This is a genomic window from Streptomyces aureus (assembly GCF_000725495.1).
GTDB lineage: Bacteria > Actinomycetota > Actinomycetes > Streptomycetales > Streptomycetaceae > Streptomyces > Streptomyces aureus_B.
Map to the genome: position 1 here is coordinate 64210 of NZ_JNZD01000024.1, position 25084 is coordinate 89293.

Below are 25084 nucleotides of genomic sequence, written 5' to 3' on the forward strand. Positions count from 1 at the left end.
GTTGCCCGCGTGCACAGCCCCTAGGGCCTGTCTGCCTCAGGGCCGCACCGAGAACCCGTACACCGTCTCGGAGCGGAACACCTCGCCCGGGGCCAGGCGGGTGCTCGGGAACTCCGGGCGGTTCGGAGAGTCGGGGAAGTGCTGGGTCTCCAGCGCGATGCCGTCGTTCGGGGCGAACGGCTCGCCCAGGTGGTCGGCGGTGTAGAGCTGCAGCCCCGGTTCGGTGGTCGCCACCGTCAGCACCCGGCCGGACGCGGGGTCGTACAGCTCGGCGACCTCCACGGGGGCGGCGGTGAGCCCCTTGTCCAGCACGTAGTTGTGGTCGTAGCCCGCGCCGGTCTTGCGGGGCTCGCGGAAGTCGAAGCGGGTGCCCTCGACCGCGTCCAGCTCCCCGGTCGGGATCAGGTCCCCGTCCACCCGCGTCAGCCGCGACGCGTCGAGCCGCAGTTCGTGCCCCAGCGCGCTGCCGGAGCCGCCGAGGTTCCAGTACGTGTGGTTCGTCAGGTTCACCACGGTCGGCGCGTCGGTCACCGCCTCGTAGGCGATCACCAGCGCGCCCCGCTCGTCCAGCGTGTACGTCGCCGAGAGCTCCAGACGGCCCGGGAAGCCCTCCTCGCCGTCCGGGCTGACCCGGGAGAGCCGGACCCCGTGCTCGACCGGCTCCGCGTCCCACACGCGCTTGTCGAAGCCGCCGTCGCCGCCGTGCAGCGAGTTGGGCCCGTTGTTCGGCTCCAGGGTGTACGTCACCCCGTCCAGCGGGAAGCGCGCACCCCCGATCCGGTTCGCGTACCGCCCGACCAGCGCCCCCAGATACGGCTCGGGGTGCGCCGTGTACCCCTCCAGGGCGGGGAAGCCCAGCGTCACGTCCACGGCCCGCCCGTCCCGGTCCGGCACCTCGGCCGACTGCACGATCCCGCCGTACGTGAGCACCCGCACCCGGACCCCGGCGCGCTCCAGCGTCCAGCGGTGCACCCGGGTGCCGTCCGAAAGTGTGCCGAAAAGTTCACTCATGAGAGAAACCCTAGGTCACGGGTTCGCGTGCCGTGACCGTTCGGTAGGCGATCTCCGCGAGCCGGGCCTGTCCGTCCCGGCTCGGGTGGAACCAGTCCCAGTGGCTCAACTGGTCCGTCCCGAAGCGGTAGTCGAAGACCGCGTTCCCGTCGAAGCGGCAGCGCCGGTCCTTGGCGCACACCTCGCGCAGCACCTCGTTGTACGCCTTCACCCGGTCGAACACCCGCCCGCGCCGGAGCGTCGCCGCCGCGTTCAGCGAGTCCGCGTCACCGAGCATCGACGGACAGATGCCGAGCTTCCACACCTGCTTGCCCAGCGGATTGCCGCGCCCCTCCGACCACAGCCGCTTCAGGTCCGGCACGCTCGACACGTACACCTGGGCCTTGGGCAGCGCGCCGCGCAGCGTGTCCATCGCCTCCTGGAACTCCGCGCGGAAGTCGTCCACGGACGTCATCGCCGAGGCGGACGAACGGCAGGCGTCGTTGGCGCCCGCCATCACCGTGACCAGCGCCGGCCCGCGCGTCGCCGCCTGGGCCATCTGCCCGGGAAGGTCGGCCATCCGCGCGCCGGTCACCGCGTAGTTCCAGCTGCGCTCGGCGGCACCCGACGGGCCGAGCAGTCGCACGGCGAGCGAGTCGACCCGCGGATCGCTGCCGGTCGCCCACGACACCTCGGGACAGTCGGACAGCACGCTGCAGGCGTCGAAACCGCGGGTGATGGAGTCGCCGACCGCGGCCATGGAGTCCGGACTGCGGTCCCAGACCGGGGTGGGCCTCGGGGACGGCCGGACCTCCGCTCTCCCGCCGGACGCGGAGGAGCCGCCGGCGTCGCAGGCGGCGGTGCCCAGGAGGGCCGCCGCGGCCGCGGCGGCGAGGACGGCCCGCGAACGGTGGCTGCGATTCCGCATCCCCTGGTCTCCTCGCTCGTTGTACAGGGTTGGTCGGCACCCGCTCCGCGCGGTGGGTCGCACCACGTCGTACACGGCCGGTCGCACCGTGTGTCCCACGGTGCGGCCTGCTCCGCCCGGGAGGCCGGCCCGTACCCCCGACAGGGAGTCCGGACACGTCCCGCCGGGTGAAACCTCGGCGGTTCACGGCGCTCGGACCGACGGTACGTCACACTCCTTGCGCCGCCGCAGGGTAGCCTCGCCACGTGGCCGCCCTGCCACTGCCGTTCCGCTAAGTTACAAGATGTCTCGCTCTGTCCGGAGGCCCCAGTGACGACACGTGGAGTTCTCTACGTGCACTCCGCGCCCCGCGCGTTGTGTCCGCATGTCGAGTGGGCGGTCGCGGGGGTGCTCGGCACACGCGTCAACCTCGACTGGATCCGGCAGCCCGCCGCGCCCGGCACCTGGAGATCCGAGTTCTCCTGGAAGGGCGAGGCCGGCACCGCCTCCAAGCTCGCCTCCGCGCTGCGCGGCTGGCACCTGCTGCGTTTCGAGGTCACCGCCGAGCCCTGTCCCACCGCCGAGGGCGAGCGCTACAGCTGCACGCCCGAGCTCGGCATCTTCCACGCCGTCACCGGCATCCACGGCGACATCCTCATCCCCGAGGACCGGCTGCGCGCAGCGCTGCTGCGCTCCCAGCGCGGTGAGAGCGACCTGGAGGCCGACCTCGCCAAGCTCCTCGGCAAGCCCTGGGACGACGAGCTCGAGCCCTTCCGCTACGCGGGCGAGGGCGCCCCGGTCCGCTGGCTGCACCAGGTGGTCTGACCCGCCCGTCCCGCACGCCCCGCCCGGACCCTGCGCGCCCGGACCTGCGCGCCCCGCCCGACGGGACCGCCGTGACGGGACCGGCCCGACGCCCCGTCGGCACCGCCCGTACACCGCCCAAGCACCTACGACGTGTGGCCCGTACCCCCGTGATCAGGGGGTGCGGGCCACACGTCGTACGGAGGGGACGCGGCGTCAGACCGAACGGAACGCCAGCACCACGTTGTGCCCGCCGAAGCCGAACGAGTCGTTCAGCGCGGCGATACGGCCCTCGACGGGCAGCTTGCGCGCCTCGCCGCGGACGATGTCGGCGGCCGCCTCGGCCTCGGGGTCGAGGTTCTCGACGTTGATGGTCGGCGGGGCGAGCCGGTGGTACAGCGCGAGCACGGCCGCGACCGACTCGACACCGCCGGCGCCACCGAGGAGGTGACCGGTCATCGACTTCGTGGCGGACACCGCGAAGTGGTCGGCCTCGTCGCCGAACACCTTGCGCAGCGCCTTCAGCTCGGCCACGTCACCGGCCGGCGTCGAGGTGGCGTGCGCGTTCACGTGCACGATCTCGGCCGGGTCCAGGTCGGTGTTGTCGAGCAGGTTCTGCAGGGCGTGCGAGATGCCGCGGCCCTCGGGCTCCGGCTGCACGATGTCGTGCGCGTCGGCGGAGATGCCCTGGCCGACCGCCTCGGCGTACACCCGGGCACCGCGCTTGGCGGCGTGCTCGGCGGACTCCAGGACCAGGACGCCGGCGCCCTCGCCGAGGACGAAGCCGTCACGGGCGACGTCGTAGGGCCGCGAGGCACCCTCGGGGTCCTCGTTGTTCTTGGACATCGCCATCATGTTGCCGAACGCGGCGATGGGAAGCGGGTGGATGGCCGCCTCGGTGCCACCGGCGACGACGACGTCGGCGCGGCCCGTGCGGATCATCTCGATGGCGTAGCCGATGGCCTCGGCGCCGGAGGCGCAGGCGGAGACCGGGGTGTGCACACCGGCGCGGGCGCCCACGGCGAGGCCCACGTTGGCGGACGGACCGTTCGGCATCAGCATCGGGACGGTGTGCGGGGAGACCCGGCGGACGCCCTTCTCCTTCAGCACGTCGTACTGGTCGAGCAACGTCGTCACACCACCGATGCCGGAGGCGATGACCGTGCCCAGCCGGTCGGGGTCGACACTCGGGTCCTCGCCCGCCTTGTCGGTGAAACCGGCGTCGGCCCAGGCCTCCTTGGCCGCGATCAGCGCGAACTGCGCCGAGCGGTCCAGTCGGCGGGCCTGCGGGCGGGGAATGACCTCGCCCGGCTCCACGGCGATCTGCGCCGCGATACGGACAGCCTGGTCGGCGGCCCACTCCTGCTCGAGCGGGCGGACGCCGGAGCGTCCGGCGATCAGGCCCTCCCAGGTAGAGGCTGCGTCGCCACCCAGCGGTGTGGTTGCGCCGATACCGGTGACGACCACGGTGCGATTGGTCGGGCTCACGGGAATTCTTTCTCCAACGGATACGAGGATTCAGCGGCGCCACCGCCGGGTGGCGGGGCATCAGCCCGGGGGAACCGGGGCGCGCGGCCCCGGTGCACCCAGGCGGTCGGCCCAGGTGATCGGAAGATCAGGCCTGGTGCTTGAGGATGTAGTCGGTCGCGTCGCCGACGGTCTTGAGGTTCTTGACGTCGTCGTCCGGGATCTTGACGTCGAAGCGCTCTTCGGCGGCGACGACGACCTCGACCATGGACAGCGAGTCGACGTCCAGGTCGTCGGTGAAGGACTTGTCCAGCTGGACGTCCTCGGTGGGGATCCCGGCGATCTCGTTGACGATCTCGGCGAGACCTTCGACGATCTCTTCCTGAGTGGCGGCCATGTCAGGCGCTCCTTCGGTGTGTTTCCAGAGGGGTGGCGATAATCCGTACGGACCGGATGATCCGGTACGGAGTGCCTAGGGGAGGGTAACGACCGTCGCGGCGTACACGAGACCCGCCCCGAAGCCGATGACGAGCGCGGTGTCGCCGCTCTTCGCCTCACCGGTCGCCAGGAGCCGCTCCATCGCGAGCGGGATCGAGGCGGCCGAGGTGTTGCCGGTGGTGCGCACGTCACGCGCGACCGTGACGTGCCCCGGCAGTTTCAGCGTCTTCACCATCGAGTCGATGATCCGCTCGTTGGCCTGGTGGGGAATGAAGACATCCAGGTCGTCCGGGCTGATCCCGGCCGCGTCCAGCGCCTGCTGAGCGACCTTCGCCATCTCGAACACGGCCCAGCGGAACACCGCCTGGCCCTCCTGCGTGATGGCAGGGAACTTGATCTCGCCCTTGGAGTCGAGCGGAAGCTGGGAGACGTCGCCGACCTTGAAGCGGTCCCACGGGACCGTCTGCTTGATCGTGCCGGCCTTGTCGCCCTCGCTGCCCCAGACCGTGGGGCCGATGTGCGGCTCCTCGGAGGGGCCCACGACGACCGCGCCCGCGCCGTCGCCGAACAGGAAGGCCGTCGCACGGTCCTCCAGGTCGGTGAGGTCGCTCAGCCGCTCCACGCCGATGACGAGGACGTACTCCGCCGAACCCTCGACGACCATGCCCTTGGCGAGGGTCAGACCGTAGCCGAAGCCCGCGCAGCCGGCCGAGATGTCGAAGGCCGCGGCCTTGTTCGTGCCGAGCTTGTCGGCGATCTCGGTGGCGATGGCCGGGGTCTGGGCGAAGTGCGACACGGTGGAGACCACCACGGCGCCGATCTGCTCGGCGGTGATCCCGGCGTCGGCGATGGCCTTGCCGGACGCCTCGACCGACATCGCGGCCACGGTCTCCTCGTCGGAGGCCCAGTGCCGGGTCTCGATGCCCGAGCGCGAGCGGATCCACTCGTCGGACGAGTCGATCGTCTCCAGGATCACCTCGTTGGGCACCACCCGGACGGGGCGGTAGCCGCCGACGCCGAGGATGCGCGCGAACGGAGCGCCCTTGGGTGCCTTGATCTTCGACATGCTCGGGCTCCTCAGGCCGCGCCGTGCTCGGCGATGAGCTCGCGAGCCGCGTCCAGGTCGTCGGGGGTCTTCAGCGCCAGCGTCGTGACGCCGGGCAGCGCGCGCTTGGCCAGACCGGTCAGCGTGCCGCCGGGGCACACCTCGATCAGCGCGGTCGCGCCGAGCTTCTGGAAGGTCTCCATGCACAGGTCCCAGCGGACCGGGTTGGCGACCTGGCCGACCAGACGGGAGACGACGTCGGCACCGGAGGCGACGGCCTGGCCGTCACGGTTCGAGACGTAGGTGACCCGGGGGTCCGCCGGCGTCAGGTCCTCGGCCGCCTTCGCCAGCGCGTCGACCGCGGGGGCCATGTGGTGCGTGTGGAACGCGCCCGCCACCTTCAGCGCCACGACCCGCCGGACGCCCTCGGGCTTGTCCGCCTCCAGGGCGGCCAGCTGCTCCAGCGTTCCGGCGGCCACGATCTGGCCGGCGCCGTTCACGTTCGCCGGGGTCAGCCCCAGCTTCTCCAGGTGCGCGACCGTCGTGTCCGGGTCCCCGCCCAGCAGTGCCGACATACCGGTCTGCGTGATGGCGGCGGCGTCGGCCATCGCGAGGCCGCGCTTGCGGACGAGGGTCAGCGCCGCGGTGTCGTCCAGCACGCCCGCGAACGCGGCGGCGGTGATCTCGCCGACGCTGTGCCCGGCGACGGCACCGGGGGTGACGTCACCGAGTGCCGCGGCCGACAGGAGACCGGCGGCGACCAGGAGCGGCTGCGCGACAGCCGTGTCACGGATCGCGTCCGCGTCGGCCTGCGTGCCGTAGTGGGCAAGGTCCAGCCCGATGGCGTCCGACCACGCGGCGAGGCGTTCGGCGGCACCGGGGAGGTCGAGCCAGGGAGTCAGGAAGCCGGGCGTCTGAGCGCCCTGGCCGGGAGCGACGAGTACGAGCACTCTCACACTCTCTCTTGTGGACGGCCACGGCCGCCCGTGGGGACAGGGACGAAGAACACGAGGGGGAATTGTAGGGCCCCGACAAAAGCCTATGTTTGTGGATCTCCATCGGCCAGACGCCCCAGGATCAGCGCGATCCGCAGCGTGAACGCCGACCGGACATCCGAGGGCGACCAACCGGTGACGTCAGTCACACGTCGGAGCCGGTAGCGCACGGTGTTGGGGTGGACGAACAGCATCCGGGCCGCCCCTTCGAGGCTGCTCGCCTGTTCCAGATAGACGCTGAGCGTCTCCAGGAGCGCCGAGCCCGCCTCCTCCAACGGTCTGTAGATCTCCTCCACCAACTGCTCACGGGCGGCCGGGTCTCCGGCGATCGCGCGCTCCGGCAGCAGATCGTCCGCCAGAACCGGGCGCGGGGCGTCCTGCCAGGCGAAACACGCCTTCAGCCCGGCCGCCGCGGCCTGCGCGGACCGGGTCGCGGCCAGCAGGTCGGGCACGATCGGCCCGGCGACGACCGACCCGGCGGCGAACGGGCCGATCAGCGACTTGGCGACGGCGAGCGGGTTGTCGCTGCCGCCCGCGATGACGACCAGCCGGTCCCCGAGCACCCCCGTCAGCACCTGGAGCTTGGCGTGCCGGGCGGCCCGCCGGATCGCCTCGACCGTCAGCTCGCTGTCACCGTCGGGCGCCGTGCCCAGCACCACGCAGACGTGTTCGGGGGAGTTCCACCCGAGCGCGGCGGCCCGGGAGACGGCGCCCTCGTCGGCCTCGCCGGAGAGCACCGCGTTCACGACGAGCGACTCCAGCCGGGCGTCCCAGGCACCGCGTGCCTCGGCCGCCTGCGCGTACACCTGGGCGGTGGCGAAGGCGATCTCGCGCGCGTAGACCAGGAGCGCCTCGCGCAGCACCGACTCGTCGCCGGGTGCCGCCACCTCGTCGATGGCCGATTCCATGACCTCGATTGTCGTCCGCACCATCTCCACCGTCTGGCGCAGCGTGATGGCCCTGGTCAGCTCGCGTGGCGCGGTGCCGAAGACATCCGTGGAGATGGCCTGCGGCGCGTCCGGGTGCCGGAACCACTCCGTGAAGGCCGCGATACCGGCCTGGGCGACCAGCCCGATCCACGACCGGTTCTCCGGTGGCATGGCCCGGTACCAGGGCAGAGTCTCGTCCATCCGCGTGATGGCCTGGGCGGCGAGACTGCCGGCCGACTTCTCCAGCCGCTTGAGGGTCGCGGTGTGCGAGTCGACGTCGTGCGCGGGGCGCTCGGTGTTGCTGGCTTCGGGTTCGGGCACGGGACAAGACTGCCTTATCCGGACGCGGCCGTGCGGCGGCGGGTCGCAAGTATCGGGAGGAGCGGCAGCCGGGCCCGGAGCTACCGTGGTGGGGTGATGGACGTCCGCCGCGCCGACGAGCGCTACCGCGGAGGGGACCCGGCGGCCGGGATCTCCTCGCTCCACGCCTTTTCCTTCGGCCCGCACTACGACCCCGACAACCTCCGCTTCGGCGCGGTGATCGCCTGCAACGAGGAGCGCCTGGAGCCCGGCGCGGGTTTCGACGAGCACCCGCACAGCCACACCGAGATCGTCACCTGGGTGGTGGAGGGCGAGCTGACCCACCGCGACTCGGCGGGGAACGAGTCGGTGCTGCGCCACGGGGACGTCCAGCGGCTGAGCTCGGCGGGCGGTGTCCGCCACGTCGAGCGCAACGACGGCGAGGTGCCGCTGGTCTTCGTCCAGATGTGGCTGGCGCCGGTCGAGCCGGGCGGAGACCCCGCCTACGAGACGGTCCGCGGCATCGCCGACTCCACCCCGTACGCGGTGCCCGAGGCGGGCGCGATGCTCCATGTGCGCCGGCTGACCGCGGGCGAGCGCACGGCCATACCCGACGCGCCCCACGTCTACGTCCACGTCGTGCGGGGTGAGGTCCGGCTGGACGGAGTGGAACTGGGGGAGGGGGACGCGGCCCGGGTCACGGACGCCAAGGACCTGGAACTGGTCGCGGGCGCCCCGGCGGAGCTGCTGGTGTGGGAGATGTCGGTCGTCTGAACCCGGACCGCGGCCCCGGGGCGCACCGGCGGTCCCGGGCCTCCCCGGCCTCCCGGGTCAGGAGGCGAGGTCGGCCAGCACCGCGTCCGTGAACGGGGTCCACGCCTCGACCGCCCAGGGGCCGAAGGCACGGTCGGTCAGCGCGACACAGGCCGCGCCGGCGACCGGGTCCACCCACAGGAACGTACCGGCCTGCCCGAAGTGGCCGAAGGTGCGCGGCGAGGACGAGGTGCCCGTCCAGTGCGGCGCCTTGGAGTCGCGGATCTCGAAGCCGAGCCCCCAGTCGTTGGGGTTCTGGTGGCCGTAGCCCGGCAGGACGCCCTTGGTACCGGGGTACTGCACGGTCATCGCCTCCGCGACCGTGCGCGGGTCGAGCAGCCGCGGCGCCTGGAGCTCGGCGGCGAAACGGACGAGGTCGTCCACCGTCGAGACGCCGTCCTTCGCGGGCGAACCGTCGAGCGTCGTCGCGGTCATGCCGAGCGGTTCGAGGACCGCCTGGCGCAGATATTCGGCGAAGGGCATGTCCGCCGCCTTGGCGATGTGGTCCCCGAGCACCTCGAAGCCGGCGTTGGAGTACAGCCGCCGCTCACCGGGGGTGAAGGACACCCGGTGCTCGTCGAAGGCCAGGCCCGAGGTGTGCGCGAGCAGATGGCGGACCGTCGAACCCGCGGGCCCGGCGGGCTCGTCGAGTTCGATCGCCCCCTCCTCGTACGCGACGAGCGCGGCGTACGCGGCCAGCGGCTTGGTGACGGAGGCCAGCGCGAAACGGTGCCCGCCGGGGCCGAGCGATCCGGCCACCGTGCCGTCCGCGCGGACGACCGCCGCGGCGGCGGTGGGAACGGGCCAGTTCGAGATCAGCGCCAGGCTCTGCAAGGACATGCCCCGAGCCTAAGCGGACGGCAGGGTCAGCCGCATCGAGGGGTCGCGCTTGCGGACGAAGCCGAGAGCGGCGTACAGCGGCTCCGCCTCGGCGGACGCGTTCAGGTCGACCTGGGCGGCGCCGCGTTCCCGGAACCAGCCGAGGAGCGCCTCCATGCAGGCGCGGGCGTAACCGCGGCGCCGGGCGTCCGGATCGGTGGCCACGCTGAAGACGTGGCCGACCGTGCCGTGCGGATTGTCCGCCCGCCCGATCCGGTACTCGACCGTGCCCGCGACGAGCGCCGCGAGGGCGCCCGGGCGGTCCGGGTGGTCGATCACGAAGGCGGCGAACGAACCCCCGGCATCGGAGAGCTTCGCGCGTACGGTGGGCAGCGACTCGGCGTGCCACTCGCTGGAGGAGTCCGCCGCGAACACCGAGTCGATCATCACCTGGCGCAGGCGCAGCAGTTCGGGAGCGTCCTCGGGCGTGGCACGGCGTACGAGACTCATGTTCCGCAAAGTAACCGGCGTCCCTCGGCCATGTCCTGGCATTTTCAGCCGGTTCGGCTTGCCTGGAGCGCACTCCAAGGTTTTAGCGTGGGGGCATGACCGTGATGGAGACGACAGCCGAGGCCACCGGGACCGACACGGACGTCTGCGTCGCTCCACCCGAGGGGGAGCTCCGGCGCCCGGACGGACGGGACAACTACACGATCAGCGAGGTCGTGGCCTTCACCGGCCTCAGCGCGCACACCCTGCGCTGGTACGAGCGCATCGGGCTGATGCCGCACATCGACCGCTCGCACACCGGCCAGCGGCGCTACAACAACGGCGACCTGGACTGGCTCGGCCTCGTCGGCAAACTCCGGCTCACCGGGATGCCGGTCGCCGACATGGTCCGCTACGCGGAGATGGTGCGCGCCGGCGACCACACCTACCGGGAGCGCTTCGAACTCCTGGAGGCGACCCGGCGGGACGTCCGCGAGCGGATCGCGGAGCTCCAGGACACCCTGGCCGTGCTCGACCGGAAGATCGCCTTCTACGGCGACGCGGGCCGCGCGCTCGCCTCGGAGCGCGCCTGACGCCTGACGCCGGACACCTGACGCCGGACACCGAACGCCTGACGCCGGCCCGGCCTGCGGCCGGGCTCGGCCCGCACCCCGGGAGCGCGGGCCGCTACAGCTGGGCGAGCAGCTCCGCCTTCTTGACGGAGAACTCCTCGTCCGTGACGAGCCCGGCCTCGTGCAGTTCCCCGAGATGCCGGATCCGGTCGGCGATGTCCGCCGGGTCGCGGTGCGGCGCCGCGACCACCGGCGCGGGACTCGAGGTGCGGCTGGCGGCGAGCACGGCCGCCGCGAACGGCAGCGACTCGTGGACGGGCCCGTACCCGAGCCCGAAGACGACCGCCGCCGGATCCTGGTCCGCCTGCGCGGGATGCGCCGGAGCGGGCTCGCGCCGCAGCAGCCGCAGATGCCCCTCGAACACCTCGGGGGAGCGCCACTCCACCCCGCACAGCTCGGAGACGGGGAAGCTCTGGTCGCCGGCCTTCCACTTCGCCGAGGACGCGCCCGTCCAGAACCAGCGGAAGGACACCGTCTTGCCGTCGAAGGACGCCTTCCCGTCGTAGGCCTTGAAGGTCAGCGGCCCCTCGGGCGGCTTCACCAGGAAGCGCTCGGCGGGCTCCTCGTCGGCGGTCAGCGCTCCGCGCAGCTCGTCCGCGTAGTACTCGGCGAGCGTCTCGCGGTCGGCCGGCAGTACCAGCCGGTAGGGATCGCACCCCTCCTTGAGCTGTCCCGCGGCCGCCTCCATCAGCGGATCGGCGCCGGGTCTCGGCACCGCACGCAGAACGACCGTGCCTCGCTTCCCGGGCGTCAGCGTCACCGCCGCGATCGCCTCCAGGGGGATACGGCGTTCACCGAGCGCCTGGAACAGCTTCGGTGTGCGGATCCCCCGTTCGAAGCGGATGAGCACGGAGTCGGACTCGAACTCCCAGGCGGCATGAAAACCGGCCAGTACGTCACCCATGCGGGCCATCGTATGCGGCACGCAAGCCTCCGTCGCCTCTCTGGACGTACCGCAGTTTTTCGTCCTCTACGCGCGTCAGACCGACGCGCCGGCGGACAAACCCGTCCGGCAGGCGTCATCATCGCGCGCGCAGCTGACAGCGCGGTACGCGCCGATCCCGATCTCCGCGAAGTTGCGAAGACTCTCCGTGCCCGGCTCGAAGTAGCCGGCGTGACCCTTCGCCCCCTCGGCGGACAGGACCCGCGCCCCGAACCCCTTGGACACCGGGTCCGCGCCGTGCCCGAGGCCGCCGAGCTCCATGTGCGGCACGTCCTGGATCCAGTCGTCCGCGTCGCGCATCGCCCAGACGCGGGCGCCGGTGTGCAGGTTCGCCGCCTTCGCCGTCCGCATCCCGGGGCTGCCCGCCACCGCTATGTCGGAGACCCGGGAGGGCAGCGAGGAGGCCGCGACCCCGCACAGGACCGAGCCGTAGCTGTGGCAGTACAGCGCCACCTCGGAGCTGCCGGGAAGCGCCCGCACCAGGGCGTTCAGCCGGACCGCGCCCTCCTCGGCCCGCATGGCGGTGGCCGAGTCGATGCCGAGCCCGCTGGGTGCCGTGTAGTCGGCCCACGCGATCACGGCCGTCCGCGCGGCCGGGTCCGCGTCGCGTTCCGCCCGGTACAGCGAACCCGCCATGCCGACCGGCGCCGAGTACTGCTTGTACGTGCGCTGGAAGGTGAGCAGGTCGGTGTCGACGCCGGGGACCACGACCGAGACGCGGCGGGCCGTGTCGAGGTCGCCGAACACCTCGGCGACCCGCCCCGAACCGTTGGGGTCGAAGGCGAGGATCTTGCGGCCCTTGTCCATCAGCGCGTCGTAGCGGTGCATCCGGCGGCCCGCGTCGTACTGGCCGAGCGAGGACAGCCGGTTGTCGTGCATGCGCTTGCGCTCCACGGAGCGCTCGTGCTTCAGCGCGAGACGGTTCGCCGAGTAACGCAGGGTCACCGGCGCGCCGTTCATGTTGCCGACCGCGAGCGGATAGCGGTGCGCGAGCTCCGAACGCTGCTGCGCGTCGAGCGAGCCGAAGAAATGCGTCAGCAGACCCGGAGCGGAGTCCGGGTCCGGCAGCTTGCGTCCGGCGAGGCTGCCGTGCTCCCACGCGGAGCGGGACGCCTGGAGCGGGGACGGTGCCCGGTGGCTGTGGAGCGCGGTCCAGCCACTGGTGGCCAGCATCACGAACACCACGGCCAGCGCGAGCAGTGCGCGCCAGACGTTGAGTTGGGGGGTGGTGTCGAAGGAAGTCACTGAGAGGACACCCTAGGAGAAGTGAGGAGCCTCCCGTTAAACGAGTGACCGGGATCACGTTTCTCGTGGGGCGATTGGGGCAAACCGGGTTCAGTTTGAGTTAAATGGTGACACTCTGTACGTGCATTTCTGCGACGCGTGTGCGATATGTGACGCTCCGTGCAAGGGTGTTGTGATTCCCCGGGCGGCTTTCACGGAGCGGCGCGCGTCGGCGTCCTCCGTACAACGAGCGCGGGTGTGCCCGGGGTTCCGTGACGGACGTGTGTCCGGTTTCCGTGGGTGACGCCGGGTCACCGGAGGGCAGCCCGCCGTCACCGCGGCGCGGGGCCCCACTTCTCCGCCAACGCGGGCCCCACCTGGTCGAGATAGGCCGCGGTCAGCTCGCGGATCGCCTCGACGCCCGTGTCCTCGCCGGCCCCCCACTGCCGGCCCGTGACCCGCATGACCCCGCCGAACACCGCGACCGCGATGCGCGGGCGCGGGTCCCTGTCCACGTCGAGTCCCTCGCGCTCGGCGATCAGGTGCGCGATCTCCTCCTCGATCTCCTCCGAGCGGCGCAGATGCGCGGCGAGCAGGGCCGGGGTCGATTCGATCAACCGGTACGTGCGCATGTGCAGTTCGATCGGCACCACCTCCTCGATCGCCTCGCCGATGGTGTCCCAGCTCTCCAGGACCGCGCGTCGCAGCGCCTCCAACGGGGCCTCGTGGGCCGGTCGTTCGCGTACGGCGGCGATGAAGTGCGACTCGGCGAGACGCTGCAGGAACAGGGCGGCGTCCTCCTTGCCGGCGAAGTAGCGGAAGAAGGTGCGCTGGGAGACGTCGACCGCCTCGGCGATCTCGTCGACGGTGGTCCGCTCGTACCCCTGCGACAGGAAGAGTTCGAGGGCGGCCCGCAGCAGCGCGTCCCGGGTGCGCTGCTTCTTGCGCTCGCGCAGTCCCGGGCGCGGGGCCGCCTTCGGCTCCCCGGGGGCCGCAGTACCGGCCGTCCCGGGGGCCGCAGTACCGGCCGGCTCCGTCGTCCCCGGCGCTCGGGCCGGCTCGCCCGCCGAGGCCGCTGCGGCCGTCCCGGCCGTGTCCACCGTCTCCGTCATGGTGTCGTGATCTCTCCCAACCGAACTGTTCTCCCAGTTCAGACTATCTGTGAGTGACGTGACAGTTACCGACTTGTGAATCGGTTTGTCATTTGTCAGTGGCTGTCACTAGCCTCGAAAAATGACTAGTCAGACCACCATCGACAAGACGGGCCCGGAGGACAAGACTCCGGTCTCCCCGTCGGACGGGGCTCCGTCCACGGGCCTGCGCGGCCATCCGTGGTTCACCCTCATCACCGTGGCCGTCGGGGTCATGATGGTGGCCCTCGACGGCACCATCGTGGCCATCGCGAACCCGGCCATCAAGGACGACCTCGGCGCGACCTTCGCCGACGTCCAGTGGATCACCAACGCCTACTTCCTCGCCCTCGCGGTCTCCCTCATCACCGCGGGCAAGCTCGGCGACCGCTTCGGCCACCGCCAGACCTTCCTGATCGGCGTGACCGGTTTCGCCGCCGCCTCCGGCGCGATCGGCCTGTCGCACAGCATCGCCTTCGTGGTCACCTTCCGCGTCTTCCAGGGCCTCTTCGGCGCGCTGCTCATGCCCGCCGCGCTCGGCCTGCTGCGGGCGACCTTCCCGGCCGAGAAGCTGAACATGGCGATCGGCATCTGGGGCATGGTCATCGGCGCCTCCACCGCGGGCGGCCCGATCCTCGGCGGTCTGCTCGTCCAGCACGTCAGCTGGCAGTCGGTGTTCTTCATCAACGTGCCCGTCGGCCTGATCGCCCTCGCGCTCGGCGTGCTGATCCTGCTGGACCACCGCGCCGAGAACGCCCCGCGCTCCTTCGACCTCGTCGGCATCGTCCTGCTGTCCGGGGCGATGTTCTGTCTGGTGTGGGCCCTCATCAAGGCCCCGACCTGGGGCTGGGGCGACACCAAGACCTGGCTCTTCATCGGTGTCTCGGTCGTGGGCTTCGTCGCGTTCTCCTTCTGGGAGACGCGCGTGAAGGAACCGCTGATCCCGCTCGGCCTCTTCCGCTCCGTCCCGCTGTCGGCCGGTGTGGTGCTGATGGTGCTCATGGCCATCGCCTTCATGGGCGGCCTGTTCTTCGTGACGTTCTACCTCCAGAACGTGCACGGCATGAGCCCGGTCGACGCGGGTCTGCACCTGCTCCCGCTCACCGGCATGATGATCGTCGGCTCCCCGCTCGCGGGCCTGGCCATCACCAAGCTCGGCCCGCGCATCCCGCTCGCCGGCGGCATGGCGGCCACCGCGATCGCCATGTACGGCATGTCGACGCTGGAGGCCGACACCTCCAGCGGTCTGATGTCCATCTGGTTCGCCCTGCTCGGCCTCGGCCTCGCGCCGGTCATGGTCGGCGCCACCGAGGTCATCGTCGGCAACGCCCCGATGGAGCTCTCCGGTGTCGCGGGCGGTCTCCAGCAGGCCGCCATGCAGATCGGCGGCAGCCTCGGCACCGCCGTCCTCGGTGCCGTGATGGCCTCCAAGGTCGACAGCGACCTCCCGGGCAACTGGACCGCGGCCAAGCTGCCGCCGCTCACCCCGGCCCAGCTCGACCAGGCCTCCGAGGCGGTCCGGGGCGGCGTCGCACCGGTCACCAAGGACACCCCGGCCGCGATCGCCGCGCAGATCACCGACGTCGCCCACGAGACCTTCATCTCCGGCATGAGCCTCGCCTGTCTCGTCGCGGCGGGCGTGGCCGTCGTGGCCGTCTTCGTCGCACTGCTGACCAAGCGCGGCGAGAACGCCGAGGCGGGCGCGGGCGTCGGCCACATCTGACGGACCCCGTACGCCGGACGCCGACCCGTCCTGCCTGCGGACGAGCCCGCCGGAAGATCCCTCTCAGGGGCCCTCCGGCGGGCTTTTCCGTGCCACCGGCCCCCCGACTCGGCCCCCGCCCGGCCCCGGCCGTGGGACGGGCAGGCCTGTCGGCGTGGAACGGGGGTACCCGGTCTTCGACCCGAACCGACCGACAGGTCACGGGAGTTCAGGAGTTGATGATGGCGGGCTTCGGAAACGGATCGCGCGGATACCCCCGGTCACGTGGCCGTACGGGATCACGGACCGGGCCGGACAGCGCGACCCTGGGGATCATCGGCACCGTGTGCGCGGTGGCCGGATTCTTCACCCTGGGGATCCTCCTCGGGCCGGCCGCGATGGTCTGCGGCTGGCTCGCGATGGGCCGCCGCTGGACCGGCTCGGGGCCGGTGCCGGCGCTGATCGCCCTCGTTCTGGGAGCGATCGACACGCTCCTGGCGGTCATCTGGCTGGCCGGGGGAGCGGGCGGCGGCCCGCTCTGACACCGGCGCGGCCGACACCGGATGAGGGCCCGCACGCCGTCCCGCGGCGCGCGGGCCCACCGGTGCGCGGGGCCGTTCCCCCGTTCCTCGGCTCACCGGTGTTCGGCCCGACCGCCTCCCGGCCGACGGATCACGTCCCCGGCCCACGGAGCCCTCGCCGCCGCGCCCCGGCCCACGCAGCCTTCGTCGCCGCCCCCGGGCTACGTCGGGAAGTGCTCCTCCGCCCCCGGTGACAGCGGGTGCGGCAGGATCCCCTGGGTGCCCTTCATGGCGGCCACCTCCGCGCGCAGCGCCCGCACCTCCGCCGTGAGCGCCTCGATCGCCGCGGTCTGCCGCCGTTCCTCCACGTCGTCCTTCTCGAACCGGGAGATGAACCAGGCGGCGATGTTCGCGGTGACCACACCGAGGAGCGCGATCCCGGACAGCATCAGGCCGACCGCCAGCACCCGGCCCATCCCCGTCGTCGGGGCGTGATCCCCGTACCCCACGGTCGTCATCGTCGTGAACGACCACCACACCGCGTCACCCAGCGTCTTGATGTTCCCGTTCGGCGAGTCCCGTTCCACCGACAGCACGGCCAGCGAGCCGAACATCAGCAGACCGACGACCGCCCCGCCGACGTAGGTCGTCAGCCGGATCTGCGAGGCCATCCGGGCGCGCCGCCCCACCAGCATCAGCGTGGAGACGAGCCGCAGCAGCCGCAGCGGCTGGAGGATCGGCAGGATCACGGCGCACAGGTCGAGCCAGTGACCGCGGACGAAGGACCGCCGCTCCGGGGCCAGGGCGAGCCGCACGAGATAGTCCGTCGCGAACGAGCCCCACACGACCCACTCCACCAGCGTGCAGGTCAGCGTCACCGGACGGCCGGCGTCGCTGTCCACGATCGGGACGGCGTACCCGAGGGCGAACGCCACCGCGAGGACGAGCAGGGGCCGCTGGGTGCGCCGCTCCCAACGGGCCTGCGCGGATTCTTCGCTCATGCCCGCATCGTAGAAAGAAAACGGGTGGGGGGCGGCGGGCCCACGGCCCGCCGCCCCCCACCCTCCTGCCCCTCGCTACGCGTCGCCGCCGGCCGGGCCCGGGTCGGCCGCCCGTACGTCGAGCAGCTGATACCGGTCGACCGCCTGCTTGAGCACCGAGCGGTCCACCTTGCCCTCACGGGCCAGTTCGGTCAGCACGGCCACCACGATCGACTGCGCGTCGATGTGGAAGAAACGCCGGGCCGCGCCGCGCGTGTCCGCGAAGCCGAAGCCGTCCGCCCCGAGGGACTGGTACGTGCCCGGCACCCACCGGCTGATCTGGTCGGGGACCGAGCGCATCCAGTCCGAGACGGCCACGAACGGCCCCTGCGCCGAGGACAGCTTCTGCGTCACGTACGGGACGCGCTGCTCCTCCTCGGGGTGCAGCAGGTTGTGCCGCTCCACCTCGACGGCCTCGCGCCGCAGTTCGTTCCAGGAGGTCGCGGACCAGACGTCGGCCCGGACGTTCCACTCCTCGGCGAGGATCTTCTGCGCCTCCAGGGCCCAGGTGACCCCGATGCCGGACGCCATGATCTGCGCGGGGATCGTGCCCGCGCTGCCCTCGCTGAAGCGGTAGAGGCCCTTCAGGATGCCCTCGGCGTCCACGTTCTCCGGCTCGGCCGGGTGCTGGAGCGGCTCGTTGTAGACGGTGAGGTAGTAGAAGACGTCCTCGCCGTGCGGGTGCTCCTCGGACGAGCCGTACATCCGGCGCAGACCGTCCTGGACGATGTGCGCGATCTCGAAGCCGAACGCCGGGTCGTAGGCGACGCAGCCCGGGTTCGTGGAGGCCAGCAGCTGGGAGTGGCCGTCAGCGTGCTGGAGACCCTCACCGGTCAGCGTCGTCCGGCCGGCGGTCGCGCCCAGGACGAAACCGCGCGCCAGCTGGTCGGCCATCTGCCAGAACTGGTCACCCGTACGCTGGAAACCGAACATGGAGTAGAAGACGTACACCGGGATCAGCGGCTCGCCATGGGTGGCGTACGCCGAGCCCGCGGCGATCAGCGAGGCCGTGCAGCCCGCCTCGGAGATGCCGTCGTGCAGCATCTGGCCGGTCGGCGACTCCTTGTACGCGAGCAGCAGTTCACGGTCCACCGACTCGTACTGCTGGCCAAGCGGGTTGTAGATCTTCGCGCTCGGGAAGAACGAGTCCATTCCGAACGTGCGGTACTCGTCGGGCGCGATCAGCACGAACCGCTTGCCGATCTCCTTGTCCCGCATGAGGTCCTTGAGCAGCCGGACGAACGCCATGGTCGTGGCGATCGACTGCTGGCCCGAACCCTTCTTCACGGTCGCGTACGTCTTGTCGTCGGGCAGAGCCAGCGGCTTCGACCGCACGAGACGCGTCGGCACGTACCCGCCGAGGCCCTTGCGGCGGTCGTGCATGTACTGGATCTCCTCCGAGTCCCGGCCCGGGTGGTAGTACGGCGGCGCGCCGTCCTCCAGCTCCTTGTCGGAGATCGGCAGGTGCAGCCGGTCGCGGAAGCCCTTGAGGTCGGCGACCGTCAGCTTCTTCATCTGGTGCGTGGCGTTGCGGCCCTCGAAGTTCGGGCCGAGCGTCCAGCCCTTGACCGTCTGCGCCAGGATCACCGTCGGCTGGCCCGCGTGGGCCTTGGCCGCCGAGAACGCCGCGAAGATCTTCTTGTGGTCGTGACCGCCGCGCCCCAGGTGCAGGATCTGGTCGTCGGTCATGTTCTCGACCATCGCGCGCAGCCGGTGGTCGTCCCCGAAGAAGTGCTCGCGGATGTACGCGCCCGTCTCCGTGGCGTACGTCTGGAACTGGCCGTCCGGCGTGGTGTTCAGCCGGTTGACGAGCACCCCGTCGCGGTCCTGCGCGAGCAGCGGGTCCCAGGTGCGGTCCCAGACCAGCTTGATCACGTTCCAGCCGGCGCCCCGGAACTGTGACTCCAGCTCCTGGATGATCTTGCCGTTGCCGCGGACCGGGCCGTCGAGGCGCTGGAGGTTGCAGTTCACCACGAAGGTCAGGTTGTCCAGGCCCTCGCGCGCGGCGATCGACAGCTGGCCGAGCGACTCCGGCTCGTCCATCTCGCCGTCGCCGAGGAACGCCCAGACGTGCGACTTGGAGGTGTCCGCGATGCCGCGCGCCTCCATGTAGCGGTTCATCCGCGCCTGGAAGATCGCGCCGAGCGGGCCGAGGCCCATCGACACCGTCGGGAACTCCCAGAAGTCCGGCATCAGCCGCGGGTGCGGGTACGAGGACAGTCCGTGGGGCGCCTTCGACTTCTCCTGGCGGAACGCGTCGAGCTGCTGCTCGGAGAGCCGGTCCAGGAGGAACGCGCGGGCGTAGATGCCCGGCGAGGCGTGCCCCTGGAAGAAGATCTGGTCGCCGCCGTCGCCCTCGTCCTTGCCCCGGAAGAAGTGGTTGAAGCCGACGTCGTAGAGGGAGGCCGAGGAGGCGAAGGTCGCGATGTGGCCGCCCACGCCGATACCCGGGCGCTGCGCCCGGGAGACCATCACGGCGGCGTTCCAGCGGGTGGCGTTGAGGACCCTGCGCTCGATGTCCTCGTTGCCGGGGAAGAACGGCTCGTCCTTGGTGGCGATCGTGTTGACGTAGTCCGTGCTGCGCATCTCGGGCACGGCCACGCGCTTCTCACGGGCTCGCTCGATCAGCCGCAGCATCAGATAGCGGGCCCGCTCGCGGCCGCGCTCGTCGACGGCCGCGTCGAGGGAGTCGAGCCACTCCTGAGTCTCCTCAGGGTCGAAGTCCGGGACCTGGCTGGGAAGGCCGCCAATGATGATCGGGTTGCGATCGGATCCGGAAGCCACGCTGTTCCTTCGCTGTCAGAGGGCTGTCTTCGGTGGGTTTCCCTGCGTCTGCACCGATCCCCATCGTGTACCCCGAGAACGCGTACGTCATCTCTACCAGGGGGTAACCGGGTCCCTCGTGCGGACCGTTGGGACGGTCCCGACCAAAACGTAACGATACGCTCAGGGCGTGACGCGTTCCGCAAAGTCGTTCGGCTTTCGCACGCCCCGAGGGTTCCGAAGGGAACAAATGGGGCAGAAGTGTGTGGTGCCCGTCACGTGGCGTCATGATGGCCCGCAGGGAGTTGCGTCGGCACTGCCAGGATCGTCACCGTTTCGGCGGTCTCGACGGCCGGGTACTTGCGCGATCCGCTCCGCCCGTGTGGACTACGGCCAACGCTTCGCGTACGCGCGTGGCTGAGATCCCCCGGCTCCGGACGAGCCAGGGGGACACCCCCATTCCGAAACATGATCAGGAGGCAAGCCGTGAGCGCGACCGCGGACCACGCGGAGGAGCGGACCAACCCGGCCGCCAGGCTGGGGTTCGAGCCCGGACAGGTGGTCCAGGAGATCGGCTTCGACGACGACGTTGACCACGAGCTCCGTGAAGGCATCGAATCGCTGATCGGCCAGGATCTGGTCGACGAGGACTACGACGACGTCGCAGACGTGGTGCTGTTGTGGTTCCGGGACGAGGACGGCGATCTCACGGACGCACTGGTGGACGTCATCGGTTTCCTTGAGGACGGCGGCAACATCTGGCTGCTGACCCCGAAGACCGGCAGGGACGGTTACGTCGAGCCCAGCGACATCAGCGATGCCGCACAGACAGCCGGCCTCTCCCAGACGAAGAGCATCTCCGTCGGCAAGGAATGGTCGGGCACCCGCCTGGCCACCCCCAAGTCGAAGCGCTGAGCTGCAGCCCCGTCTGCCAGCAGAGCATGTGTGAGGCCCCCGCCGAGCCACCTCGCCGGGGGCCTCACGCATGCCCCGAAACACCCCGGAGCGGCCCCGGCCCGCCCCGGTCCGACGTCCGGTTCGTCCCGGCGGGAGGGGCCGGCGCGCGCAGCCGGGGGACCTCGCGGGGGTCGCGCCGCCGCCCCGGGGCGATCACTGCGTAGGCTGGTCGTCACCCGAACAGACCCGTGGAAGGGAAGCGAGTGACTATGGCCATCGAGGTCGGCACCAAGGCACCGGACTTCGAGCTGAAGGACAACCACGGCGCGACCGTGCGGCTGTCCGACTTCCGTGGTGAGAAGAACGTGGTGCTGCTCTTCTACCCCTTCGCTTTCACCGGCGTGTGCACCGGCGAGCTGTGCTCCCTGCGCGACAACCTGCCGCAGTTCACGGACCGCGACACGCAGCTCCTCGCCGTGTCCAACGACTCCATCCACACCCTGCGCGTCTTCGCCGAGCAGGAGGGCCTGGAGTACCCGCTTCTCTCCGACTTCTGGCCGCACGGCAACATTTCGCGCGCCTACGGCGTCTTCGACGAGGACAAGGGCTGCGCCGTGCGCGGCACGTTCGTCATCGACAAGGAGGGTGTCGTCCGCTGGACCGTCGTCAACGCGCTGCCGGACGCGCGTGACCTGAACGAGTACGTGAAGGCGCTCGACACCCTGTGATTCATCGGTTCCAAGCCCTGCAAGGCACGGGAACCCGTCACTAGGATCGAACCGTTGATCCGATACCAACGCACCTACGGGGCTCCCCGCCCCTGAACACCATTGGGAGGACTCGTGGGAGTCAGCCTCAGCAAGGGCGGCAACGTATCGCTGTCGAAGGAGGCCCCGGGACTGACCGCGGTCATCGTCGGTCTGGGCTGGGACGCCAGGACCACCACCGGCGTGGACTTCGACCTCGACGCCAGCGCCATCCTCACGAACGCGGACGGCAAGGTCAGCACCGACCAGAACTTCGTGTTCTTCAACAACCTGAAGAGCCCGGACGGCTCGGTCGAGCACACCGGCGACAACATCACCGGTGAGGGCGAGGGCGACGACGAGCAGATCAAGGTCAACCTCGCCGCCGTCCCCGCCGACGTCGCCAAGATCGTGTTCCCGGTCTCGATCTACGACGCCGAGAACCGCCAGCAGTCGTTCGGCCAGGTCCGCAACGCGTACATCCGCGTGGTGAACCAGGCCGGCGAGGCGGAGATCGCGCGTTACGACCTCTCCGAGGACGCCTCGACGGAGACCGCCATGGTCTTCGGCGAGCTGTACCGCAACGGCGCCGAGTGGAAGTTCCGCGCCATCGGCCAGGGTTACGCCTCGGGCCTGCGCGGCATCGCGCAGGACTTCGGCGTCAACGTCTGAGTCACCGCCTTCGGGCAACCCGGTCCGGTGCCGCACCGCCTCGGTGCGGCACCGGACCGGCCGTACCAAGTGAAGATCGAACCTCGGGGAGGACCAGCATCATGGGCGTCACGCTCGCCAAGGGGGGCAATGTCTCCCTCTCGAAGGCCGCACCCAACCTCACAAACGTCATGATCGGGCTCGGCTGGGACGCGCGCTCCACCACCGGAGCCGACTTCGACCTCGACGCCAGCGCCCTGCTGTGCAGCGGCGGCCGGGTGCTCGGGGACGAGTGGTTCATCTTCTACAACCAGCTGAAGAGCCCGGACGGCTCCGTCGAGCACACCGGCGACAACCTCACCGGCGAGGGCGACGGCGACGACGAGACGATCCTGATCGACCTGTCCAAGGTCCCCGCCGTCGTCGACAAGATCGTCTTCCCGGTCTCGATCCATGACGCGGACAACCGCGGCCAGACGTTCGGCCAGGTCGGCAACGCCTACATCCGGGTCGTCAACCAGGCCGACGGCCAGGAACTCGCCCGCTACGACCTCTCCGAGGACGCCTCGACCGAGACGGCGATGATCTTCGGCGAGGTCTACCGCTACAACGCCGAGTGGAAGTTCCGCGCGGTCGGCCAGGGGTACGCGTCGGGACTGAGGGGTATCGCCCTGGACTTCGGGGTCAATGTTTCCTAGACCCACCTGTATCAGCTGAAGGCGGCCCCTTAGACTTCGTGGTCAACAGTAGGTAAAGCCGAGTACGGCACGGGGTTGCGCACTCTCCGAGCCACCGCTTGGGGGTGCCCCCACCTCACGATGATTGGGTAGCCAGTGCTTCTGAAAACCTTCGGCTGGTCGTTCGCGATCACCGCGCTCGGCCTGGCGGCGGCGGCCGCCTACGGCGGCTGGACCGCGTTCGGCATCGTCGCGATCCTCGCCGTCCTGGAGATCTCGCTGTCCTTCGACAACGCGGTCGTCAACGCCGGAATCCTGAAGAAGATGAATGCCTTCTGGCAGAAGATCTTCCTCACGATCGGTGTGCTGATCGCCGTCTTCGGTATGCGCCTGGTCTTCCCCGTCGTGATCGTCGCCATCAGCGCCAAGATCGGCCCGATCGACGCGGTCGATCTCGCGCTGAACGACAAGGACAAGTACCAGCAGCTGGTCACGGACGCCCATCCGTCGATCGCCGCGTTCGGTGGCATGTTCCTGCTCATGATCTTCCTCGACTTCATCTTCGAGGACCGGGACATCCAGTGGCTGCGCTGGATCGAGCGTCCGCTGGCCAAGCTCGGCAAGGTCGACATGCTGTCGGTCTGCATCGCCCTGATCGTCCTGCTGATCACCTCCATGACCTTCGCGGTCCACGCCCACCAGCACGGCGGCGGCCACGTCGACAAGGCGCAGACGGTGCTGGTCTCCGGCATCGCCGGTCTGATCACGTACATGATCGTCGGCGGACTCTCCGGCTACTTCGAGGACAGGCTCGAGGATGAGGAGGAGCGCGAGCACGAGGCCGAGGAGGAGGCCGAGCGCAGCGGCAAGCAGAAGCCGGCCATCGTCCTCGCCGGCCAGGCCGCGTTCTTCATGTTCCTGTACCTGGAAGTCCTGGACGCCTCCTTCTCCTTCGACGGCGTCATCGGCGCCTTCGCCATCACCAACGACATCGTCCTGATGGCGCTCGGCCTCGGCATCGGCGCCATGTACGTCCGGTCCCTGACCGTCTACCTGGTCCGCCAGGGCACCCTCGACGACTACGTCTACCTGGAGCACGGCGCCCACTACGCCATCGGCGCCCTGGCCGTGATCCTCATGGTCACCATCCAGTACGAGATCAACGAGGTCATCACCGGCCTCGTCGGCGTCGTCCTGATCGCCCTGTCGTTCTGGTCCTCCGTACGCCGCAACAAGGCACTCGCCGACGCCGAGGGAAAAGCCCCGGCCTCGGACGAGAAGGCTGAGGTCTCGTCCGGGGTGTGACACCCCCCTGGCTGAGGAACGCTCTGAGCGGGGCGGCCGTCGAGGACGAGTCCTCGGCGGCCGCCCCGTCGCATACCGACCGACGTGGGGGGCCGAATGGGCATCTGGCAGGACCTGTGGCGCGGCCGCTCGGCCGACTTCGACTCCGGCAGCGCGGCCACCAACTCCATCGAAATGACCAAGCGCAACCACACCGTCTCGCTCACCCGGCAGGGCGCGGCCGGCGGGAACCTCCGCATCAACCTGTCCTGGCGGATGCGCACCTCCGACATCGGGGGGCCCGAGCGGGGCAGTCTGCTGCGCAACCCGCTGCGCACGTTCAAACCGGAAGTGGTCCAGGCGCACACCCAGAGCATGGTCAACGTCGACCTCGACCTCGGTGTCATGTACGAGCTGACGGACGGCACCAAGGGCGTCGTCCAGCCGCTCGGCAGCTTCTTCGGCGAACTCAACGCCCCGCCGTACGTCAAGCTCAGCGGTGACGACCGCTTCGGCTCCGGCTCGGGCGAGACGGCGTTCGTCAATCTCGACCACCGCGACGACATCAAACGTCTGCTGGTCTTCGTCTACATCTACGACAAGACCCCGGCCTTCGACCGTACGCACGCCATCATCACGCTCTATCCGAGCAACGGCCCGCGCATCGAGATCGGCCTGGAGGAACGCCATCCGCAGGCCCGCTCCTGCGCCGTCGTCATGATCGAGTGCGACAAGGGCGAGGTGACCGTGCGCCGCGAGGTGAAGTTCGTCTACGGCTTCCAGGCCGAACTCGACCGGCTCTACGGCTGGGGTCTCGCGTGGGGCCGCGGGTACAAGTCGAAGGCCGACCGTTAGCCGCCGGCCGGCCCCGGACGGCG

25 protein-coding genes are annotated in these 25084 nt (G+C 70.5%); 11 read left to right on the top strand and 14 right to left on the bottom strand.

The annotated features are described in order from the left end of the window. Positions 1 to 36: 36 nt before the first annotated feature. Both IO36_RS26190 and IO36_RS26195 read right to left on the bottom strand, forming a co-directional pair. Positions 37 to 1011 carry an aldose epimerase family protein gene (locus IO36_RS26190; RefSeq protein WP_037623424.1) on the bottom strand — a complete coding sequence of 325 codons (975 nt, stop codon included), beginning with the start codon at positions 1009 to 1011 and terminating at the stop codon, positions 37 to 39. A 10-nt stretch (positions 1012 to 1021) separates the two neighbouring features. Next, positions 1022 to 1918 (bottom strand): SGNH/GDSL hydrolase family protein, encoded by an 897-nt coding sequence (locus IO36_RS26195; protein WP_037623425.1) that lies wholly within the window; start codon positions 1916 to 1918, stop codon positions 1022 to 1024. A gap of 309 nt (positions 1919 to 2227) precedes the next feature. On the opposite strand from IO36_RS26195, the gene IO36_RS26200 reads away from it, so the two are divergent. Then, positions 2228 to 2722, top strand: a complete 495-nt coding sequence (locus IO36_RS26200) for a DUF3145 domain-containing protein (RefSeq protein ID WP_037623426.1) — start codon at positions 2228 to 2230, stop codon at positions 2720 to 2722. A gap of 195 nt (positions 2723 to 2917) precedes the next feature. Here IO36_RS26200 and fabF read toward each other — a convergent pair whose 3' ends face one another. From fabF to IO36_RS26225, 5 genes are all read right to left on the bottom strand, one after another. Beyond that, positions 2918 to 4189, bottom strand: coding sequence for a beta-ketoacyl-ACP synthase II (gene fabF / locus IO36_RS26205; RefSeq protein ID WP_037623427.1), 1272 nt, complete (start codon positions 4187 to 4189; stop codon positions 2918 to 2920). A gap of 127 nt (positions 4190 to 4316) precedes the next feature. Then, a complete protein-coding gene (locus IO36_RS26210) occupies positions 4317 to 4565 on the bottom strand; it encodes an acyl carrier protein (protein WP_028800941.1) in 249 nt (82 codons plus the stop codon). A 75-nt stretch (positions 4566 to 4640) separates the two neighbouring features. Next, the gene (locus IO36_RS26215) at positions 4641 to 5672 is read right to left on the bottom strand and encodes a ketoacyl-ACP synthase III (protein WP_037623428.1); all 1032 of its coding nucleotides are present in this window, start codon (positions 5670 to 5672) and stop codon (positions 4641 to 4643) included. Positions 5673 to 5683: 11 nt separating this feature from the next. After that, a complete protein-coding gene (locus IO36_RS26220) occupies positions 5684 to 6601 on the bottom strand; it encodes an ACP S-malonyltransferase (protein WP_037623429.1) in 918 nt (305 codons plus the stop codon). 89 nt (positions 6602 to 6690) lie between these two features. Further along, positions 6691 to 7896, bottom strand: coding sequence for a PucR family transcriptional regulator (locus IO36_RS26225; RefSeq protein WP_037623430.1), 1206 nt, complete (start codon positions 7894 to 7896; stop codon positions 6691 to 6693). A gap of 96 nt (positions 7897 to 7992) precedes the next feature. Here IO36_RS26225 and IO36_RS26230 point away from each other — a divergent pair, with 96 nt between their 5' ends. Next, positions 7993 to 8649, top strand: coding sequence for a pirin family protein (locus IO36_RS26230; RefSeq protein ID WP_037623431.1), 657 nt, complete (start codon positions 7993 to 7995; stop codon positions 8647 to 8649). A 57-nt stretch (positions 8650 to 8706) separates the two neighbouring features. On the opposite strand, the gene IO36_RS26235 is transcribed toward IO36_RS26230, so the two are convergent. Continuing rightward, positions 8707 to 9528, bottom strand: a complete 822-nt coding sequence (locus tag IO36_RS26235) for a serine hydrolase domain-containing protein (protein ID WP_037623432.1) — start codon at positions 9526 to 9528, stop codon at positions 8707 to 8709. A 9-nt stretch (positions 9529 to 9537) separates the two neighbouring features. Next, positions 9538 to 10017, bottom strand: a complete 480-nt coding sequence (locus tag IO36_RS26240; protein ID WP_037623433.1) for a GNAT family N-acetyltransferase — start codon at positions 10015 to 10017, stop codon at positions 9538 to 9540. A gap of 95 nt (positions 10018 to 10112) precedes the next feature. On the opposite strand from IO36_RS26240, the gene IO36_RS26245 reads away from it, so the two are divergent. Continuing rightward, positions 10113 to 10589, top strand: a complete 477-nt coding sequence (locus tag IO36_RS26245) for a MerR family transcriptional regulator (RefSeq protein WP_037623434.1) — start codon at positions 10113 to 10115, stop codon at positions 10587 to 10589. A gap of 94 nt (positions 10590 to 10683) precedes the next feature. Here IO36_RS26245 and IO36_RS26250 read toward each other — a convergent pair whose 3' ends face one another. The 3 genes from IO36_RS26250 to IO36_RS26260 all read right to left on the bottom strand — a co-directional run bounded on the left by IO36_RS26250 (position 10684) and on the right by IO36_RS26260 (position 13907). Next, the gene (locus tag IO36_RS26250; RefSeq protein WP_037623435.1) at positions 10684 to 11541 is read right to left on the bottom strand and encodes a DUF4429 domain-containing protein; all 858 of its coding nucleotides are present in this window, start codon (positions 11539 to 11541) and stop codon (positions 10684 to 10686) included. Positions 11542 to 11607: 66 nt separating this feature from the next. Continuing rightward, on the bottom strand, positions 11608 to 12816 hold the full coding sequence (locus tag IO36_RS26255) for an alpha/beta hydrolase (protein WP_037623436.1): 1209 nt from the start codon (positions 12814 to 12816) through the stop codon (positions 11608 to 11610). 311 nt (positions 12817 to 13127) lie between these two features. Continuing rightward, positions 13128 to 13907 (bottom strand): TetR family transcriptional regulator, encoded by a 780-nt coding sequence (locus IO36_RS26260; RefSeq protein ID WP_078943448.1) that lies wholly within the window; start codon positions 13905 to 13907, stop codon positions 13128 to 13130. Positions 13908 to 14028: 121 nt separating this feature from the next. Here IO36_RS26260 and IO36_RS26265 point away from each other — a divergent pair, with 121 nt between their 5' ends. Both IO36_RS26265 and IO36_RS26270 read left to right on the top strand, forming a co-directional pair. After that, positions 14029 to 15648 carry an MFS transporter gene (locus tag IO36_RS26265; RefSeq protein WP_037623437.1) on the top strand — a complete coding sequence of 540 codons (1620 nt, stop codon included), beginning with the start codon at positions 14029 to 14031 and terminating at the stop codon, positions 15646 to 15648. Positions 15649 to 15866: 218 nt separating this feature from the next. Then, entirely contained in the window at positions 15867 to 16169 is a 303-nt protein-coding gene (locus tag IO36_RS26270; RefSeq protein ID WP_037623438.1) for a hypothetical protein, read from the top strand. A 200-nt stretch (positions 16170 to 16369) separates the two neighbouring features. Here the strand turns inward: IO36_RS26270 and IO36_RS26275 are convergent, their stop codons facing one another. Continuing rightward, positions 16370 to 17149: a potassium channel family protein gene (locus IO36_RS26275; protein WP_037623439.1), complete on the bottom strand. Its 780-nt coding sequence runs from the start codon at positions 17147 to 17149 to the stop codon at positions 16370 to 16372. A 75-nt stretch (positions 17150 to 17224) separates the two neighbouring features. Then, positions 17225 to 19972, bottom strand: coding sequence for a pyruvate dehydrogenase (acetyl-transferring), homodimeric type (aceE, locus tag IO36_RS26280; protein ID WP_037623440.1), 2748 nt, complete (start codon positions 19970 to 19972; stop codon positions 17225 to 17227). A gap of 465 nt (positions 19973 to 20437) precedes the next feature. Here aceE and IO36_RS26285 point away from each other — a divergent pair, with 465 nt between their 5' ends. The 6 genes from IO36_RS26285 to IO36_RS26310 all read left to right on the top strand — a co-directional run bounded on the left by IO36_RS26285 (position 20438) and on the right by IO36_RS26310 (position 25061). Continuing rightward, on the top strand, positions 20438 to 20866 hold the full coding sequence (locus IO36_RS26285; protein ID WP_037623441.1) for a DUF3052 domain-containing protein: 429 nt from the start codon (positions 20438 to 20440) through the stop codon (positions 20864 to 20866). A gap of 251 nt (positions 20867 to 21117) precedes the next feature. Next, entirely contained in the window at positions 21118 to 21576 is a 459-nt protein-coding gene (locus IO36_RS26290; protein WP_037623442.1) for a peroxiredoxin, read from the top strand. A 114-nt stretch (positions 21577 to 21690) separates the two neighbouring features. Continuing rightward, positions 21691 to 22266 carry a TerD family protein gene (locus IO36_RS26295; RefSeq protein WP_037623443.1) on the top strand — a complete coding sequence of 192 codons (576 nt, stop codon included), beginning with the start codon at positions 21691 to 21693 and terminating at the stop codon, positions 22264 to 22266. A 101-nt stretch (positions 22267 to 22367) separates the two neighbouring features. After that, entirely contained in the window at positions 22368 to 22943 is a 576-nt protein-coding gene (locus IO36_RS26300) for a TerD family protein (protein WP_037623444.1), read from the top strand. 135 nt (positions 22944 to 23078) lie between these two features. Further along, entirely contained in the window at positions 23079 to 24227 is a 1149-nt protein-coding gene (locus tag IO36_RS26305; protein ID WP_037623445.1) for a DUF475 domain-containing protein, read from the top strand. 96 nt (positions 24228 to 24323) lie between these two features. Then, complete coding sequence (locus IO36_RS26310) at positions 24324 to 25061, top strand: Tellurium resistance (RefSeq protein WP_037623446.1); 738 nt, start codon at positions 24324 to 24326, stop codon at positions 25059 to 25061. Positions 25062 to 25084: the final 23 nt, after the last annotated feature.

Coding starts and splice junctions, on each gene's coding strand:
- IO36_RS26250 (WP_037623435.1), bottom strand. CDS start 11,541: ATGGCCCGCATGGGTGACGTACTGGCCGGTTTTCATGCCGCCTGGGAG.
- IO36_RS26190 (WP_037623424.1), bottom strand. CDS start 1,011: ATGAGTGAACTTTTCGGCACACTTTCGGACGGCACCCGGGTGCACCGC.
- IO36_RS26265 (WP_037623437.1), top strand. CDS start 14,029: ATGACTAGTCAGACCACCATCGACAAGACGGGCCCGGAGGACAAGACT.
- IO36_RS26260 (WP_078943448.1), bottom strand. CDS start 13,907: ATGACGGAGACGGTGGACACGGCCGGGACGGCCGCAGCGGCCTCGGCG.
- IO36_RS26215 (WP_037623428.1), bottom strand. CDS start 5,672: ATGTCGAAGATCAAGGCACCCAAGGGCGCTCCGTTCGCGCGCATCCTC.
- IO36_RS26235 (WP_037623432.1), bottom strand. CDS start 9,528: ATGTCCTTGCAGAGCCTGGCGCTGATCTCGAACTGGCCCGTTCCCACC.
- IO36_RS26240 (WP_037623433.1), bottom strand. CDS start 10,017: ATGAGTCTCGTACGCCGTGCCACGCCCGAGGACGCTCCCGAACTGCTG.
- IO36_RS26275 (WP_037623439.1), bottom strand. CDS start 17,149: ATGAGCGAAGAATCCGCGCAGGCCCGTTGGGAGCGGCGCACCCAGCGG.
- IO36_RS26270 (WP_037623438.1), top strand. CDS start 15,867: ATGATGGCGGGCTTCGGAAACGGATCGCGCGGATACCCCCGGTCACGT.
- IO36_RS26195 (WP_037623425.1), bottom strand. CDS start 1,918: ATGCGGAATCGCAGCCACCGTTCGCGGGCCGTCCTCGCCGCCGCGGCC.
- IO36_RS26290 (WP_037623442.1), top strand. CDS start 21,118: ATGGCCATCGAGGTCGGCACCAAGGCACCGGACTTCGAGCTGAAGGAC.
- IO36_RS26210 (WP_028800941.1), bottom strand. CDS start 4,565: ATGGCCGCCACTCAGGAAGAGATCGTCGAAGGTCTCGCCGAGATCGTC.
- IO36_RS26300 (WP_037623444.1), top strand. CDS start 22,368: ATGGGCGTCACGCTCGCCAAGGGGGGCAATGTCTCCCTCTCGAAGGCC.
- IO36_RS26245 (WP_037623434.1), top strand. CDS start 10,113: ATGACCGTGATGGAGACGACAGCCGAGGCCACCGGGACCGACACGGAC.
- IO36_RS26230 (WP_037623431.1), top strand. CDS start 7,993: ATGGACGTCCGCCGCGCCGACGAGCGCTACCGCGGAGGGGACCCGGCG.
- IO36_RS26310 (WP_037623446.1), top strand. CDS start 24,324: ATGGGCATCTGGCAGGACCTGTGGCGCGGCCGCTCGGCCGACTTCGAC.